Annotated in this window: 10 protein-coding genes and 2 pseudogenes; 4 read left to right on the top strand and 8 right to left on the bottom strand. The window is 74.2% G+C overall.

Annotation, left to right across the window (positions count from 1 at the left end; genetic code table 11):
* Both B1205_RS06460 and B1205_RS06455 read left to right on the top strand, forming a co-directional pair.
* Positions 1-496, top strand: a 496-nt coding sequence (locus B1205_RS06460) for a biotin-dependent carboxyltransferase family protein (RefSeq protein ID WP_254909753.1), incomplete at its 5' end; no start/stop codon positions are given.
* Entirely contained in the window at positions 480-1,229 is a 750-nt protein-coding gene (locus B1205_RS06455; protein WP_089154749.1) for a LamB/YcsF family protein, read from the top strand. The genes B1205_RS06460 and B1205_RS06455, both read left to right, overlap by 17 nt.
* 57 nt (positions 1,230-1,286) lie before the next feature.
* Here the strand turns inward: B1205_RS06455 and B1205_RS06450 are convergent.
* Positions 1,287-3,067, bottom strand: a pseudogene (locus tag B1205_RS06450) (NHL domain-containing thioredoxin family protein).
* A gap of 254 nt (positions 3,068-3,321) precedes the next feature.
* A complete protein-coding gene (locus tag B1205_RS06440) occupies positions 3,322-3,642 on the bottom strand; it encodes a hypothetical protein (RefSeq protein WP_254909752.1) in 321 nt (106 codons plus the stop codon).
* A 256-nt stretch (positions 3,643-3,898) separates the two neighbouring features.
* Here B1205_RS06440 and B1205_RS06435 point away from each other — a divergent pair, with 256 nt between their 5' ends.
* Together B1205_RS06435 and B1205_RS06430 are read left to right on the top strand one after the other, a co-directional pair.
* The gene (locus B1205_RS06435) at positions 3,899-4,702 is read left to right on the top strand and encodes a helix-turn-helix domain-containing protein (RefSeq protein ID WP_089154747.1); all 804 of its coding nucleotides are present in this window, start codon (positions 3,899-3,901) and stop codon (positions 4,700-4,702) included.
* Positions 4,693-4,884, top strand: a complete 192-nt coding sequence (locus B1205_RS06430) for a DUF397 domain-containing protein (RefSeq protein WP_089154746.1) — start codon at positions 4,693-4,695, stop codon at positions 4,882-4,884. Before B1205_RS06435 ends, B1205_RS06430 begins: the two co-directional genes overlap by 10 nt.
* A 160-nt stretch (positions 4,885-5,044) precedes the next feature.
* Here the strand turns inward: B1205_RS06430 and B1205_RS06425 are convergent, their stop codons facing one another.
* The 6 genes and pseudogenes from B1205_RS06425 to B1205_RS06400 all read right to left on the bottom strand — a co-directional run bounded on the left by B1205_RS06425 (position 5,045) and on the right by B1205_RS06400 (position 15,281).
* Positions 5,045-8,206 carry an LppU/SCO3897 family protein gene (locus B1205_RS06425; protein WP_254909751.1) on the bottom strand — a complete coding sequence of 1,054 codons (3,162 nt, stop codon included), beginning with the start codon at positions 8,204-8,206 and terminating at the stop codon, positions 5,045-5,047.
* A gap of 345 nt (positions 8,207-8,551) precedes the next feature.
* On the bottom strand, positions 8,552-8,689 hold the full coding sequence (locus B1205_RS29540; RefSeq protein WP_013283356.1) for a hypothetical protein: 138 nt from the start codon (positions 8,687-8,689) through the stop codon (positions 8,552-8,554).
* Between the two features lie 222 nt (positions 8,690-8,911).
* Entirely contained in the window at positions 8,912-10,396 is a 1,485-nt protein-coding gene (locus B1205_RS06420) for a dihydrolipoamide acetyltransferase family protein (RefSeq protein WP_089154745.1), read from the bottom strand.
* A pseudogene (locus tag B1205_RS06415) lies at positions 10,386-11,336 on the bottom strand (alpha-ketoacid dehydrogenase subunit beta); the annotation flags it as partial. The pseudogene B1205_RS06415 and the gene B1205_RS06420, both read right to left, overlap by 11 nt.
* Positions 11,336-12,514 (bottom strand): pyruvate dehydrogenase (acetyl-transferring) E1 component subunit alpha, encoded by a 1,179-nt coding sequence (gene pdhA, locus B1205_RS06410; protein ID WP_089154744.1) that lies wholly within the window; start codon positions 12,512-12,514, stop codon positions 11,336-11,338. The gene pdhA and the pseudogene B1205_RS06415, both read right to left, overlap by 1 nt.
* Before the next feature lie 1,543 nt (positions 12,515-14,057).
* Positions 14,058-15,281, bottom strand: coding sequence for a hypothetical protein (locus tag B1205_RS06400; protein ID WP_089154743.1), 1,224 nt, complete (start codon positions 15,279-15,281; stop codon positions 14,058-14,060).
* Positions 15,282-15,321 lie beyond the last annotated feature (40 nt).

The raw sequence follows: 15,321 nt of genomic DNA, 5'->3' as shown, positions 1-15,321 counted from the left end.
GATCGCGGTCGAGCCGGTGCTCGGCAGCCGGTCCACCGACACGCTCTCCGGCCTCGGGCCGCCGCCGCTGCGTGACGGGGACCGGCTGCCCCTGGGCCCGCCGGTCGGTCCGCCGGCCCCGGTGGACCACACCGTCGTGCGGCCGGTGCCGGCCGAACTGTGGCTGGCCGTGCGCGCCGGCCCCCGGCAGGACTGGTTCACCCCGGCCGCGTTCGACCTGCTGCGCGACACCCCGTACACCGTCGCCGTGGACAGCAACCGGGTCGGCGCGCGGCTGGCCGGCGTCGCCCTGCCCCGCGCGGTCGCCGGCGAACTGCCCAGCGAGGGCCTGGTGCTCGGGGCGGTGCAGGTGCCGGCGGACGGCCAGCCGCTGGTCTTCCTGGCCGACCATCCGACCACCGGTGGGTACCCGGTGATCGGGGTGGTGGACGACGTGACCCCGCTCGCCCAGGCCCGGCCAGGGACTACGGTGAGGTTCCATGGACCTCAACGCTGACCTCGGCGAGGGATTCGGTAGCTGGCGCCTCGGCGACGACGAGGCGCTGCTCGGGCTGATCAGCTCCGCCAACGTCGCCTGCGGCTTCCACGCCGGCGACGCGGCCACCATGCACCGGGTCTGCGCGGTCGCCGCCGAGCGCGGCGTAGCCGTCGGCGCGCAGGTCGGCTACCGCGACCTCGCCGGCTTCGGTCGGCGGCACATCGCCTACGACTTCGCCGAGCTGCGCGACGAGACGCTCTACCAGCTCGGTGCGCTGGACGCGTTCTGCCGGCTCTACCGCACCAAGGTGCGCTACCTGAAGCCGCACGGCGCGCTCTACCACGCGGCCGCGTGCGACGAGGCGCAGGCCGCCGCGCTGGTCGCGGCGATCAGCGGGTACGACCACGAGCTGCCGGTGCTCTGCCAACCCGGCACGGTGCTCGCCCAACTCGCCGTCGGTGCCGGCCTGCGGGTGGTCGCCGAGGGTTTCGCCGACCGCAACTACCTGCCCAACGGCGCGCTGGTGCCGCGCGGCGCTCCGAACGCGATGGTGACCGATCCGGATCAGATCGCCGTCCGGGCGGTCCGGATGGCCGTCGAGCGGACCGTGGTCGCGGTCGACGGCAGCGTGGTTCCCTGCCCGGTCGAGTCGATCTGCCTGCACGGGGACACGCCGGGTGCGGTGCGGTGCGCGGAGCTGGTGCGAGCGGCGTTGATCGACGCTGGGGTCACGCTCACTGCGTTCGCGTGAAAGGAGGGGGCCCCTGTTAACGCATTCGGTATAGGAAGGGGCCCCTCCTAACACTCCTCACGACTCGTCGAGGCCGCGCAGCACCAGGGGGAGGCGGCGGGTGCCATTGGCGACGACCCGGAGCGGTACGCCCCAGTCCTGCCGGGTCAGGTGGCAGGCGGCGTGCTCGACGTCCGCGTCGCAGGTGGCCGCCTGCGCGGTCACCTGAAGCACCCCCTGCGCCACGTCACCGCTGAGCACCAGCCGGCGGGACAGGTCGGTCGTCGTGCCGGCACCCTCGACCAGCAGCTCCGGCGGGGACGCCGAGACCACCAGCCGGGTCGACGGCCCGTACGTGTCATCGAGCTTCTGCCCCGGAGCCGGCGTGAAGATCACGTCGAGGGTCAGCTCCCCGGCCGCCACGTCGGTGGGCTTGCGTTCCAGCCGGTGCCGCGCCCCCGTCACGGTGCTCGCGCCGGCCGCCGTCAGCGCGCCCGGTGCCAACCGGGTCAGCCGGTGCGCGGCCGACTCGACCACCAGCACGTCACCCTCGGCGGTGAGCACCAGGTCGCTCGGCTCGGCCAGCCCGTCGGCCACGGTGCCGACCTGCCCGCTCGCCGGGTCGAAGCGGCGCACCGCGCCGTTGNCTGGAGCAACGCCTGGTCGGCCGCGCCGTCGACGTGCCCGAAGTCGAACAGGCCCTGGCCGATGGCGGTGTGCATGACGCCGCCGGAGATCCAACGGATCGCGCTGGTCTCACTGTCGGCGATCCACAGCCGGGCCCCGTCCGCCGAGACCGACAACCCGGAGGGCTGGGCCATCCAGACGTCCGGCAGCGGCCCGTCGCGCAGCGCCTCGACCGTGGTGCCGGCGTACATGCCGGCGGTCCGCTTGATCGGGTCGAACCACCAGAGCTGGTGGATGCCGGCCATCGCCACGACCACCCGGTCGTCGTACCAGGCCACGTCCCACGGCGACGACAGGTCGACCGCCCGTGCGTCGTGCGCGTGGTCGTCGACCGTCGAGCGCCACTGCCGCCCGGTGCCGGCCACGGTGACCACCTCACCGGAGGACAGGCGTACGCCGCGCAGCAGGTGGTTGACCGTGTCCGCGACGACCAGGTCGTAACCGGCCACCTCGGCCACATGCGGAGGCAGCAGGCACAGCCCCTGCGGTTCGGCGAACGTGGCGGCGGCCGCCGGGCCGTCCGCCCGGCCGCGGATGCCCGCACCGATTCGGCGGACCACGGTTTCGCCGTCGGCGGCCAGCTCCACCAGCGAATGCCGGGCCGAGTCGGAGACCAGCAGGGTCCCACCGGTGAGCGGGACGGCCTTGCCGGGGAAGCGCAGCGCCGTGTCCGGTTCGGCGGGTGGAACGTACGGGCCCTCGCCCCGGTGCAGCGTGCCCTTCGCCTCGTGCGTGGCGATCAGGTCGTCGATCAGTCGGGCCAGCCCCTCGGCGTGCCCCTCGCCGGCCATGGTGGCGACCACGTACCCCTCGGGGTCGACCACCGCCAGCGTCGGCCACGCCTTGGCCGCGTACTGCTGCCACATGTCCATCTCGGGGTCGTCCAGCACCGGGTGGTGCACGCCGTACCGCTCGACGGCGGCGGCCAGCGCCTCCGGGTCCTTCTCGTGCTCGAACTTCGGCGAGTGCACCCCGATCACGACCAGCACGTCGCCGTACTTCTGCTCCAGCGGGCGCAGCTCGTCGAGCACATGCAGGCAGTTGATGCAGCAGAAGGTCCAAAAGTCCAACAAGGTGATCCTGCCGCGCAGGTCGGCCAACGTGACGGCCTTGCCGCCGGTGTTCAGCCAGCCGCGACCGCGCAGCTCAGGTGCCCGTACTCGTGCGCTCATCACCCCATCCTGCCGCACCACCGGGGCCCGGCCAGCGCGACACCGTCGCGGCGAGGCCCGTGCGCTCGACCCACTCCGTGAAACGACCGTCGAGGCCCGTCGGCCGTCGGCCGCCGTCCAACTCCGCGAGCTGGTCGGCCGCCTCCTGTCGCAGGACCGAAAGGTACGCCTTCAGGTCCGCCNCACCCCGCACGCCTGACAGCGCCAGGTGGGCCGCGAGGGCGTGTGGGCGGCGCGACGCGGACGACGGACCATCAGACACCGGCCCGAAACGGCGAACTCCGACGCTGAGGCGCGGGCGGCGGATTCTGCGAGCGCACCCCGGCGAGCCGCACGAACAGGGTACGGCGAGCGATCGCGCTCCCGTCCGGTGCGAGCTGGTAGACGTCGATCCAACGCCATCCGTCGAATGTCGACCACTCGCGTACGCGAATCACCCGGGCCATGATCGGCCTGGCGAACTGCGGCGACGCCGCGCGGGTCAGGTGGAGGACGGTGCCGGGCGCGGGCGGGGGCGCGATGATCTCGCGGCCGGGCACCGGGGGCGGTTCGGTCGGCGGCGTCTCCTCGGACACAGGCACACCCTCCGTCGGCGGGATGGAAGGGGACCGCTCCGTCTCGCGCGACTGGCCGGGCGGAGCGGTCCCCTGACTGACACGACCGCCGGGTCTCGGGTGGTCCCTGCCGGCCGCGCCGCTGGTTCCACTCTCGTGCGTAACCACCTAGTGTCGGAAGGTGTTCGGCCACGTTGGAGCGACCGCGACGGACAGCGTTTGCCCTCCTGGAGGGCGTCGGGGAATAGCCGCCTGAGGATGGGGGAGGAGTGGGGACATGGGCATGACGGGCGCTGAGGTCCTGCTCGACGAGTTGCGGTACGCGCGTGCGTCGCGCGGGCTCAGTCAGGACGACTTCGGGAAGCTGATCAGCTATTCGGGCACGCACGTCAGTGCCGTGGAAACCGGCTCGCGTCCGCCGACGGGTGACTACGCCGCAGCGATCGATCGGGCGTTGAAGACCGGTGGCATGTTCGTTCGGCTACTCGACCGGCTCTCCGACCTCGATGCCGCCCCGCTCTGGCTGCGCGAATGGATCACCTACGAGCAGCAGGCCCGCAGGCTGCGATGGTGTGAGGTCGCGTGGGTCCCCGGACTCCTGCAAACCGAGGCGTACGCACGCGCCGTGTTCGGCAGCGACGGCAGGATCAGCGCCGACGAGGTGGAGACGCGCGTAGCCAAGAGGGTGGCGCGGCAACAGATCCTCGCCGGCGATGACCCTCCGCACCTCGTCGCCGTGCTTGACGACGCAGTCCTTCGACGCCCGGTCGGCGGCCCCGCGGTGATGCGCGAGCAACTGTTTCACCTGGCGCGGCTGAATGAGGACCGGCGGCGCGTCAGAATCCATGTCGTTCCGCGCGGGGTCGGCGCGTACGCTGGCCTCGACGGACCGTTTGTCGTCGCGACTCTGGCTGACTTGATTGACGTGGGTTACCTCGACAACAGGCTGCGGGGTCAGGTGGTCGAGCGGGCCGCTGAGGTAGCGGCCCTGCGTGAGCAATGGGAAGCCATCCTCGCCGAGGCGCTGACCCTGCAACAGTCCACCGAGCTGATGATGGAAGTGGCGAAGTCATGGACCTGACCGGCGCGAACTGGCGCAAGAGCACCCGCAGCGGCAGCAACCAAGGGGCCTGCGTCGAGGTCGCCGACAACCTTCCCGGCGTCGTCGGCGTGCGCGACTCGAAGGACCCGACCGGCCCCGCGCTCGCCTTCGAGCCGGCCGCCTGGCGAACTTTCGTCGCCACGGTCACCCGACGCGCCTGACCCACCCCACCCCGTCCTTCACGACCGCCCGTCCCCCGTTGACCATGAAGTTGGCGGCAGGAAACGGGCCGGAAAGCGCAGCTNCCCGGGGCGGGGCGGGGGGTGGGGTGGGGTGGGGAAGCGCCCGCCCTGGGTGGGGCGGGCGCTTCGGTGGGGCGTTTTACTGGGCGGCTGGCTTCAGGCAGAGGACTCGGTTGGTGCCGCCGCCCCGGAGGACGACCGTGGGCTGGGTCAGGTCGGCGCACTTGTCCTTGTTGTCGACCTTCGACACCACGGTGAACGCGCCCTGCTCCCCGCATTCCGCCTTCACCGCGCTGTCGCCGGACTGCTTGATGCAGGAGCCGACCGCCGGGTCGAAGCCCGCCGGCTTGTCATCGCCGCCGATCTTGCCGAGCAGCGTGAGCAGGCCGAGCGGTACGGCGAGGATGAGCACCGCCGCGATCAGCACGGAGGCCAGCACCCGGCCGTTGCGTACCTTCGGCACGGGCGCCTCGGTCTGCGGCTCGGCGTCCGGCTTGAACGCGTCGAAGCGGCCCTGCTCGGGTTCACCGGTCGGGTCGTCCTGAGCCCAGGCCGGCGGGGCCTGAGGCGGCGGCGAGAACGCGGGCGGGAAACCGCCGGGCTCGCCCCCCGGGCCCTGACCCGGTACGGGTACCGAGGCGCGCCCACCGGCCGGGGCAGGGTACGGGTCCTGCTGGCCGCCGGGGCCGAACGGGTCGGGACGGCCACCGGGACCGTGGAACGCGTCCTGCTGACCACCGGCTGCGCCGTACGGGTTCGGCCGGCCGCCGGGGCCGTCGAACGGGTCGCGGGGCTCCTCGTCCTGCGGGTGCACCCCGTTGGCGGGACGGTTGTTGCCGGGCGGGTCGACGAAGGACGGGACGCCGACCGGGAACGCCGCCGTGGGGGGTGGCGCGTCGGGGTACCCACGGGGACCGTCGTCCTCGGGCCGGGACTGCGGCCCGGCGAAACCGTGCGGGCCGTCGTGGCCGGGAACCCCGTGCGGTCCGTCCGGACGGGGGAAGCCCGGTGCGTCGTCGGGGCGGGACTGCGGCCCGGCGAAGCCGTGCGCGTCGTCCGGGCGGGACTGCGGACCGGCGGAGCCCGGCGCGTCGTCCGGTCGGGACTGCGGCCCGGCGAAGCCGTGCGCGTCGTCCGGTCGGGACTGCGAACCGGCGAAGCCGCGCGCGTTGTCGGGGCGGGACTGCGGCCCGGCGAAGCCACGCGCGTCGTCGGGGTGGGACTGCGGCCGGGCGAAGTTGTGGGCGTCGTCCGGCCCGGCGGCCTCCTCGGGCTCCGGGCGGGCGGGCCGGCCGTACACCCGGGGCTGCGGCGCCGGTGCGCCGGTCTGGTGCACGGGCTGGTCGGTCGGCGGCGCGACCCGGCTGGCCACCGGCACCGACGCGCTGGCCGAGACCGGGCCCCCCTCGGGCGACGGACGCGGGCCGGGAACGACCGGACCGGCCGGTGACTGCGGCGCGTCGTGTCCCGGCCGGGCACCGCCCCAGCCGGCGTCGCCGCGCTCCGGCTCGTACGCCCGGGGTTCGCGGTCGGTGGGCCCGAACTGCGCGGCGGCCGGGTGGTCGGCGGGCGGCGAGGCGGCCAGGGCCGCCCCCGGCACCCGCTGCTCCTGCGCGGGCAGGGGTACCGCGTTGCCGGGGGAGATGCCCGGGCCGGGCGCGGGCTGGTAGATCGGGGCGTCCTCGGCCGGCGACCAGCCCTGGGCGGGTGCCGGGGCGGCAGCGTCGGCCCGGCCCCACGCCTCGTCGGGTGACCAGGGCTCGGCGTCCGGCACGGCCGGCCGGTTGGTGGCCCGCTCGTCCTGACCGCCGCCCCAGGCGGCTGGCCGGTCGGAGGCCGGCACGGACACGCTGGCGCGGGCCGACGCCTCGGCGGGCACGGCGGCGGAGCCCCATCCGGGCTGCGCCCGCTCGTCCGCCGAGCGCTCGGGCTCACGTTGCTGCGGCGCGACGGCGCCGCCGCGCCAACCGCCGGGCTGTTCCTCGGGCTCGCGCTGCTGCGGCGCCGGCCAGCCGGCGTTCTGCTCCTCGGGTTCGCGTTGCTGCGGCGCGGCGGCACCCGGCCACCCGCCGGCGGACCGGGGCTGCTCCGGCTCGCCCCAGCCACCCGGCTGCGGCGTCTCGGCGGCGCGTCCCCCGGCGGCCCAGCCGCCGGACCGGTCCGGGTCGTCGTCCCGGGTGGACTCGTCCCAGCCGGCGCCGGTGCGGTTCTCGGCCGGCTGAGCGGCCCAGCCGTCGGAACGGGCCGGGTCGTCGTGCCGCGGGGCACCCGCCGGGTTCCACCCGCCCGAGCGGTGCGGGTCGTCCTCCGGCCTGGTCGGGGTGGACTGCCGACCGTCCGGATCGGACTGCTCCGACCCGGACCAGGCCTGCTCCGGCCGGACGGCGCCGGGCACGGAGGCCGTGGCGGCGGCGCGGGCGGTCGGCTCGGCCGGCGGCCAGGTGGCGCCGGACTGCTGGCCGGGCGGAACCCAGGCCGGCTGGCTGTCGCGCGGGGTCCAGCCGCCGGAGCGGTGGGGGTCGTCGGTGCCACCGGCCTGCTCGTCGCGCGGCGTCCAGGTGCCGGAGCGCGGTGGTTCCTCCGGCTGTGCCGCCCCCGCGGCCCAGCCTCCGGAGTGGACCGCGTCGTCGTCCTGCGTCGCCGTCGGAGCGGGCGTCACCCAGGTCTCGTTCGGGACGGTGGCCGGGGCCGGGACGTAGCCGGTGCCTCGCGCGTCGCCGGGCTGCGCCCAGGCCGGCTGCTCGGCGGGTGGGCTGCCGGCACCCCACGCGGGGCGGTGCTGCTCGGCAGACCGGGCGGGCTCGCCCGGGTGGTGCGGCGGGGCAGCGGACCGGGCGGGCGGGGCGGCCTCGCCGGGGTGGTGCGGCGGCGCGGCGGCCCAGGCTGGCGGTGCCGGCGCGGCGGGCCGGTCCGGGGAGGACTGCTCCGGCGGGGTCCACGCGGGGCCACCCTGGCCCGGCTGTGCCCAGGCCGGCGGGTTCTGTTCCGGGGTGCCCCAGGCGGGCGGTGCGCCCCGGCCGCCCGGCTCGGCCGGCGGGGGCACCTGCGCGGTGGCCCGGCCGGTGACGGGCTGGCCCGGGGGTGGGCCCCACGCGGGGGGCTGGTCGTCGGTCGCGGCCCAGGCGGGGGCCGGTTGCGCGGGCCGACCGCCCGGCGGGGGCGGGGCCCAGCCGAGGTCGGGTGCGCCGTTGTACCCGTTGTCCTGCTGCGCCGGCTGATCGCCGTACGGCACCGGTCCGCCGGTGCCCGGCGACACCTCGCCCGGCTCCTGGCCGGGGCGGTGCGGAGCCTCGGACGTCATGGGTGCGCCTCCTCCATCACAGGTCGGCCGCCGGTGCCGGTCGGAGACCGTCGGCACGGCTGCCGGTGTCGCCGGCGGGTACCGGCCGTGCGGGCTCCCCGCACCGTATCCGGTGGCCGCCCGGGGGCGGCCGGGGGAGCGTCAGCCGTCACCGAAAGTCACCGGGCGACGTCGATGGGTTTCGCTGTCCACGTCGGTCCGGAGGCAGCCGGTTGGCGACCGTGCCAACCGTACCGGGCGGTGCGGCGAGGTGGAATCCCGGTGCCGCGGGACGCGGAACGCCGAAGACCCGCCCGGTGGTCCCGGGCGGGTCTTCGATCTGGAGGAGGAGAAAGGTCGGTGGCGTCAGCTCATGTGACGCTGGGCGATGGCGAGAAGCTCCTCGCGAACCGCGGGCGAGTTCGCGGAGCGCAGGGCGTGCTCGATGGCACGGGCCCGGCGGTTGGCGTCGCGGCGGGTGCGGATTCGCTCGATCATGCTCATCTCGGGTCTCTCCTCTGGCTATTCGGTTGTCAGCCCCTTGATGCCTCCATTCAAGCGCATCAGACCGCCTGGCGCCATCAATTATTAGGTGAGCTGAGCCACGCGCCTAAGAAACGTAGGTCCACAGCGGTGCGCTGCCGACGATTTCGCCCCTGAACGGCCACGGCCGGTGTACCGGGCGTTCACCCGTGGCACACCGGCCGTGGCCGGAGCGGTGGTACGTCAGGTCCAGGCGAGCAGCGCCGCCTCCGGGTCGGCCAGGAAGTCCCCGATGTCGCGGAGGAACTTCGAGCCCAGTTCACCATCGATGATCCGGTGGTCGAAGGAGAGGCCGAGCGTGGTCACCAGGCGCGGCTTCACCTTGCCCTTGTGCACCCACGGCTGCTCCCGGACCGCGCCGAAGGCGAGGATCGCCGACTCACCCGGAGGCAGGATCGGCGTACCGGTGTCGACGCCGAAGACGCCGACGTTGGTGATGGTCAGCGTGCCGCCGGACATGTCCGCCGGGGAGGTCTTCCCCGACTTCGCGGTCTGCACCAGGCCGGTCATCGCGTCCGCCAGCTCGCGCAGCGTCAGCCGGCCGGCGTCCTTGATGTTCGGCACGATGAGGCCACGCTCGGTGGCCGCCGCGATGCCCAGGTTGACGTACTCCTTGACCACGATCTCGTCGCCGGCCCAGGTTGAGTTGACCATCGGGTGCCGCTTCACCGCCAGCAGCACCGCCTTCGCGACCAGCAGCAGCGGCGAGACACGCACGTCCCGCCACTCGCGCCGGTCGCGGAGCCGGTCCAGCGCCTTCATCGCCCGGGTCACGTCGACGGTCAGGAACTCCGTCACATGAGGCGCGGTGAACGCCGAGCGGGCCATGTTCTCGGCGGTGAGCTTGCGTACCCCCTTGACCGGGATGCGCTGCTCGCGGTCCGCGCCGAAGCTCGCGGACGACGCGGCCGGGGCCGCGACCGTCAGCGGCTCGGCCGCCGCCGGGGTCCCGCTCGCCGCCCGCTGTACGTCCTCACGGGTGATCGAGCCCAGCGGACCGGAACCGGTCAGCGTGGCCAGGTCGACCCCGAGGTCCCGGGCCAGCTTGCGGACCGGCGGTTTGGCCAGCACCGGGCCGCCGGCCCGGCCGTTGCCGTTCACCGTCGGAGCCGGTGCCGCCGGTGCCGCCGGTGCCGCCGGGGCCGGCGCGACCGGCGCGGGCTGGGCCGGTGTCGCGGCCTGGGCCGGTGTCGCGGGCTGGGCCGGCACGCCACCGCGGCGCGGACGACGCTTGGCCGGCGCGTTGCGCGGGCCGTAGCCGACCAGCACGGCGGTACGCCCACCCGGGGCGACGCCGCCGATCAGGCCCGGCTCGACCATGCCCTCGGCGGGCGCGACCTCCACCGCCGCCAGCGACGCGGCCGACGGGGTCGGCAGCTCCGACGCCGGAGCGCCGGTCGTCGACTCCAGCGGCCCGGCGTTCGGGTCGGTGTCGATCGCGATGATCGGCACGCCGACCTCGACCGTCGAACCCTCCGGGTGGAAGATCGCCTGCACCCGACCGGCCCACTTCGCCGGGATCTCGACCGCCGCCTTCGCGGTCTCCACCTCGACGATCGGCTGGTTCAGCTCGATGTCGTCGCCCACCTTGACCAGCCAGGCGAGGATCTCGCCCTCGGTCAGGCCCTCGCCCAGGTCGGGCAGGTTGAACTCCTTGATCCGGGACATCGCGCTCACCAGCCGAAGGTGCGGTCGACGGCGTCGAGCNGTCGAAGCCGGTCACCCGCAACACCGGGGACTCCAGCGAGTAGAAGCACTCCTCGGTGATCCGGGCCGCGATCTCCGAGCCGAGGCCGAGGTTGCCCGGGGCCTCGTGCACGACCACGCACCGGCCGGTGCGCCGCACCGACTCGTACACAGCGGTCAGGTCCAGCGGCGAGAGTGTCCGCAGGTCGATGACCTCCAACTCCCGGCCGTCCTCGGCGGCGGCGGTCGCCGCGTCGAGCGCGGTGCGCACCATCGGACCGTAGGCCAGCACCGTGGCGTCGGTCCCGGCCCGCACGACCCGGGCCGAGTGCAGGGGGTACGCGTCGGCGAGCGGCGCGTCCAGGTCGACCGGACCCTTCTCCCAGTAACGCCGCTTCGGCTCCAGGAACACGATCGGGTCGTCCGAGGCGATGGCCTGCTGGATCATCACGTACGCGTCCTGCGGGTTGGCGCAGGTCACCACCTTCAGGCCGGCGGTGTGCGCGAAGTACGCCTCGGGCGACTCGGAGTGGTGCTCGACCGCGCCGATGCCACCGCCGTAGGGGATGCGGATGACCATCGGGATCCGCACCTTGCCCTGCGAGCGGTAGTGCATCTTCGCCACCTGCGACACGATCTGGTCGTACGCCGGGTAGACGAAGCCGTCGAACTGGATCTCGCAGACCGGCCGGAAGCCGCGGATGGCCAGGCCGACCGCGGTGCCGATGATGCCGGACTCGGCCAGCGGGGTGTCGATCACCCGCTGGTCGCCGAAGTCCTTCTGGAGGCCGTCGGTGATCCGGAACACGCCGCCGAGCTTGCCGACGTCCTCGCCCATGATGACGACCTTCCGGTCGTGCTCCAGGGCCCGCCGCAGGCCGGTGTTGAGCGCCTTGCCGAGGGTGAGCGTCTCCGTGGCCATCAGTGCGCGCTCCCCTCGAACGACTCCATGTACTGCGAGAACCGGGCCCGCTGCTCGTCCAACTCGGCGGAGCCGTGCGGGTAGACGTGGTCGAACATGCTCACCGGCTGCGGGTCGGGCATGTTCAGCACCCGCTCGCGCAGGTGCACCGACTCGGCGCGGGCCTGCTCGTCGATCTCGGTGAAGAACGACTCGTCGGCGATCTGCTGCTTGAGCAGGAACGCCTTCATCCGGGCGATCGGGTCCTTGGCCTGCCAGGCCTCGACCTCGCTGGCGATCCGGTAACGCGTCGGGTCGTCGGAGGTGGTGTGCGCCCCCATCCGGTAGGTGTACGCCTCGATGAGCGACGGGCCCTGGCCGTTGCGCGCGACGTCGAGCGCGTGCCGGGTCACCGCGTACGACGCGAGCACGTCGTTGCCGTCCACCCGGACACCGGGGAAGCCGAAGCCGCCGGCCCGCCGGTAGAGGGGAACGCGGGTCTGCCGCTCCAGCGGCTCGGAGATGGCGTACTGGTTGTTCTGGCAGAAGAACACCAGCGGGGCGTTGAAGACGCTGGCCCAGACGAACGACTCGTTGACGTCGCCCTGGCTGGTGGCGCCGTCGCCGAAGTAGGCGATCACCGCCTCGCCGTCCTCGCCGCCGGTCTTGCCGTCCATGGCGACACCCATGGCGTACCCGGTCGCGTGCAGGGTCTGCGCCCCGATCACGATCGTGTACATGTTGAACTTGAACTCATTCGGGTCCCAGCCGCCCTGGTCGACGCCGCGGAACAGGCCGAGCGGCATGATCGGGTCGATGCCCCGGCAGTAGAGGACGCCGTGCTCCCGGTAGGTCGGGAAGGCCATGTCCTGGGCGCGGAGCGCGCGGCCGGAGCCCACCTGCGCGGCCTCCTGCCCCAGCAGGCTGGCCCAGAGGCCCAGCTCGCCCTGGCGTTGCAGCGCGGTGGCCTCGGCATCGAGCTTGCGCACCAGGACGAGGTCGCGGTAGAGCCCGCGGTACTCCTCGTCGGTGAAGTCGACGCGGTACTCGGTCCCGTCCGGGCCGAGCGCGGTCTCGATCCGCTCCCCCTCCGGGGTGAGCAACTGTACGAGTTCCGGTTCGCCGGTCGCGGCGGCGCGCCTGGTACGGGGTGCGGCCCGCTTGCTGCGGGTGGCGGCCCCGGGGTCGCCCTTTGCCATCCGTCTCTCCCTGTCTGTCTGCGCCGGCGCCGGGGGTGACCCGAGCCGCGCACCTCATGCGCCCGCCCCGGCTGCTGCCGGGTCGGTCCGACCGCGCCTAGCCCCGGTGGGGGTTGCCGCGCGGGCGTGAGCCGGGGTCCGTGGGGGGACCCAGGCCCGGGAGTGCCGGCGTCGTACCGCACCGAGCCGCGGGGTACGCGGAGGTGGCGGCTGCGTTGCCGTCGTTTCTGAATGATTGCAGAGGAGGTGAGCGGGCCCACAGTATGGTCTCCCCCATCGGGGAGGTTCCGTCAGTTTTATGACGCATAGACACTTTTGTCGGNGAACTGACCGTTGCTGGGTCAAGCTGACAGTGAGCCCTTGTGGGGCATTTGCCCAAATATTTCCGCGTGTTTTCCTGCCCGTCGACGTACGAGGAGTGAGCCGGTGTCCGAACCCGAGGGTCCTCCCGGTGCTCCCTTCCTCGGCCGGCACCGGGCCGGCTCCGTCTCCCCCTACCGACGGGTCATCGGCGCGCACCGCGCCCCCGGCGTCGGCGGTCCGAGCCGGGGCTACCTGCTGACCGTGGCGCTGCTCGCCGGCACCGCCTCGATGCCGATCCTCGCCGCCATCAGCACCGGGTCGGCGACCGTGGGAAACAGCGCCCTCCCCGACGCCAGCACCCCGTTCCTCCCGACCCCGTCGGTGGGGCCGGTGGTCGTCCCGCTGCCCCGGGCCACCCCGGCGCCGGCGCTCCCCGCGCCCACACCCGCCGGGGCCTCCTCCCTGCCGCCGCGGCCGGTGCTCCCGGCCGCACCGGCGCTGCCCGACGACAGCGACCTCGGCTCCCGCATCCGGTCCCGGCCGGTCACCGCGCCGGTGCCACCGTCCACACCGAGCCGACCCACACCGGCCCGACCACCACGGCCGTCGCCGGTGCCGTCGCCGTCCCCGTCCCCGTCGCCGTCCGACCCGGACACTTCGGCGCCGAGCCCGAGCCCCGAGCCGACGGTCTCCTCCGCCGAGCCCGACCCCACCGACCCCACCGATCCTGGCGACCCCTCGGCCGAGCCGACGCCTGTGCCGTCCGCCGAGCCGACGCCTGTGCCGTCCGCCGAGCCGACGCCCGTGCCGTCCGCCGAGCCGAGCGAGACCTCGCCGGGGCCGACGAGCGAACCCTCGTCCGATCCGTCCATCACGTCGTCCGGCCCGACGTCCGGGCCCCGCTCCGGGGCGACGTCCGAGCCCGGCTCCGGAGTGATGTCCGAGCCGANGTCGGGGGCGGTGCTGCGGTCGGGGTCGGGGGCGGTGCTGCGGTCGGGGTCGGGGCGGACGAACGGTACGCCCGGCCAGCGCCCCACCTCCGCCTCGCGCCCGTCCGCGACATCGGGCTGAACTGTCGCACCGAGCCGGGCGGGCTGCCGCTTGATCGATTGCACTTCGGCGTAGTGGTGTGGTCCCGGGCGGGCGGATACAGCCACTTCGGCGAGGTGGTGTCGGGCTAATAGGGCCACTTCGGTGAAGTGGTGTCGATCAAGCCCAGGCAGGTTGGCCCGGATGCGGGTCAGGCAGGGTCGTCGGTGAGGCGGTGCCGGTTGGCCTCGATCCAGGCGTTCAACGCCTCCGGGTCGTCCGGGTCGACCCCGTCCGCCATGAGCTGGGCCACCGCCGCGGTGGCCGGGCTGCGCCGCTCACCGGTGCTGTAGAGCCGGGCGAACTCGGGGACCATCTCGCTGATCGCCTCGTCCGTCCGGTCGGCGGCCGGTTGCGGCAGGCCGCGCCGACGGGAGGCGTACGCCGCCCAGGCGCGCAGCACCCGGGGCAGCATGGCGGCGTCGTCCATGTCGAGCACGGCGCGGCGGTGCACCCAGTCGAGCAGGAACAGCTCGGCGACCATCGGGCTCCACCGCATCGGGTCGGCGTCCGGGAAGCTCGCCGCGTGGTCGAGCAGCAGACCCAGGCAGAAGTGCAGCGAGGCCAGCTCGCCGTCGGCCACGTCGGGCAGGCCGAACCGGGCCGCCTCGGGCGAGTCCAGGAAGGTACGCACCAGCCGGGTCCGCTCCTCGTCGGTCGGCGGGACGACCGCCGGCCGGATCGGTGCCGCTGCCCCGGGCAGGGCGGCCAGCCGGGCGCCCACCAGGGCCCGGTCGGTGGCGAGCGAACCCTGGGCGGGTAGCTCGTCGAGGTCGTCGGTGACCGTCAGATGGCGGCTCACCTCCGCGCGCATCCGCGCCGGGTCCTCGGTGCGGAACCAGGTGAACTCGTCCTCGGTGCAGATCTCCCGGGCCTGCTCGACGATCCGGGCCGCCGGCCCGCCGACGAACACGTCCTTGGTGATGCCGATGTTGTGGTCGACGAGGGCCACCAGGGCGTGCTCCGGCCCACCCTGCTCCTCGTCGTCGTAGGCGAACGTGGCGAGGTAGGAGGTCTGGTCGCCGTACACGTCGCCGTAGGCCCAGGTGCCGGTGAGGCGCACCCGGCCGAGCTGGCCGGCCCACGCCGGGGCGTACGCCCCGAGCCGGACCCGGGCGGCGCCCTCGGCGTCGGGCACCAGGGCGGCGAAGACGGCCCGGATGGTGGTCGCGGCGGCGCTGCGCCGCCGGGACGTGGCGGCGAGGAAACCGGTGACGAACTCGCGGACGGCCTGCTCCCGGTCGCGTTCGGCGACGGCGTAGACGCTGCCCAGCAACGCGGTGCCGAGCATCTCCGCGTCTAGGGCGGAGTCGAGCCTCGTCACGTCGCGCGCGGCGTGCAGCACCGCGTCGTAGGGGGTCTGTGGCGTGGCCATGCACCGACCCTACGCCGCGCCGCCGGCCACCACACCGGCC

It is taken from the genome of Micromonospora sp. NBS 11-29, from assembly GCF_002140155.1.
GTDB lineage: Bacteria > Actinomycetota > Actinomycetes > Mycobacteriales > Micromonosporaceae > Micromonospora.
This window is presented reverse-complemented; position numbering and strand designations above follow the sequence as displayed.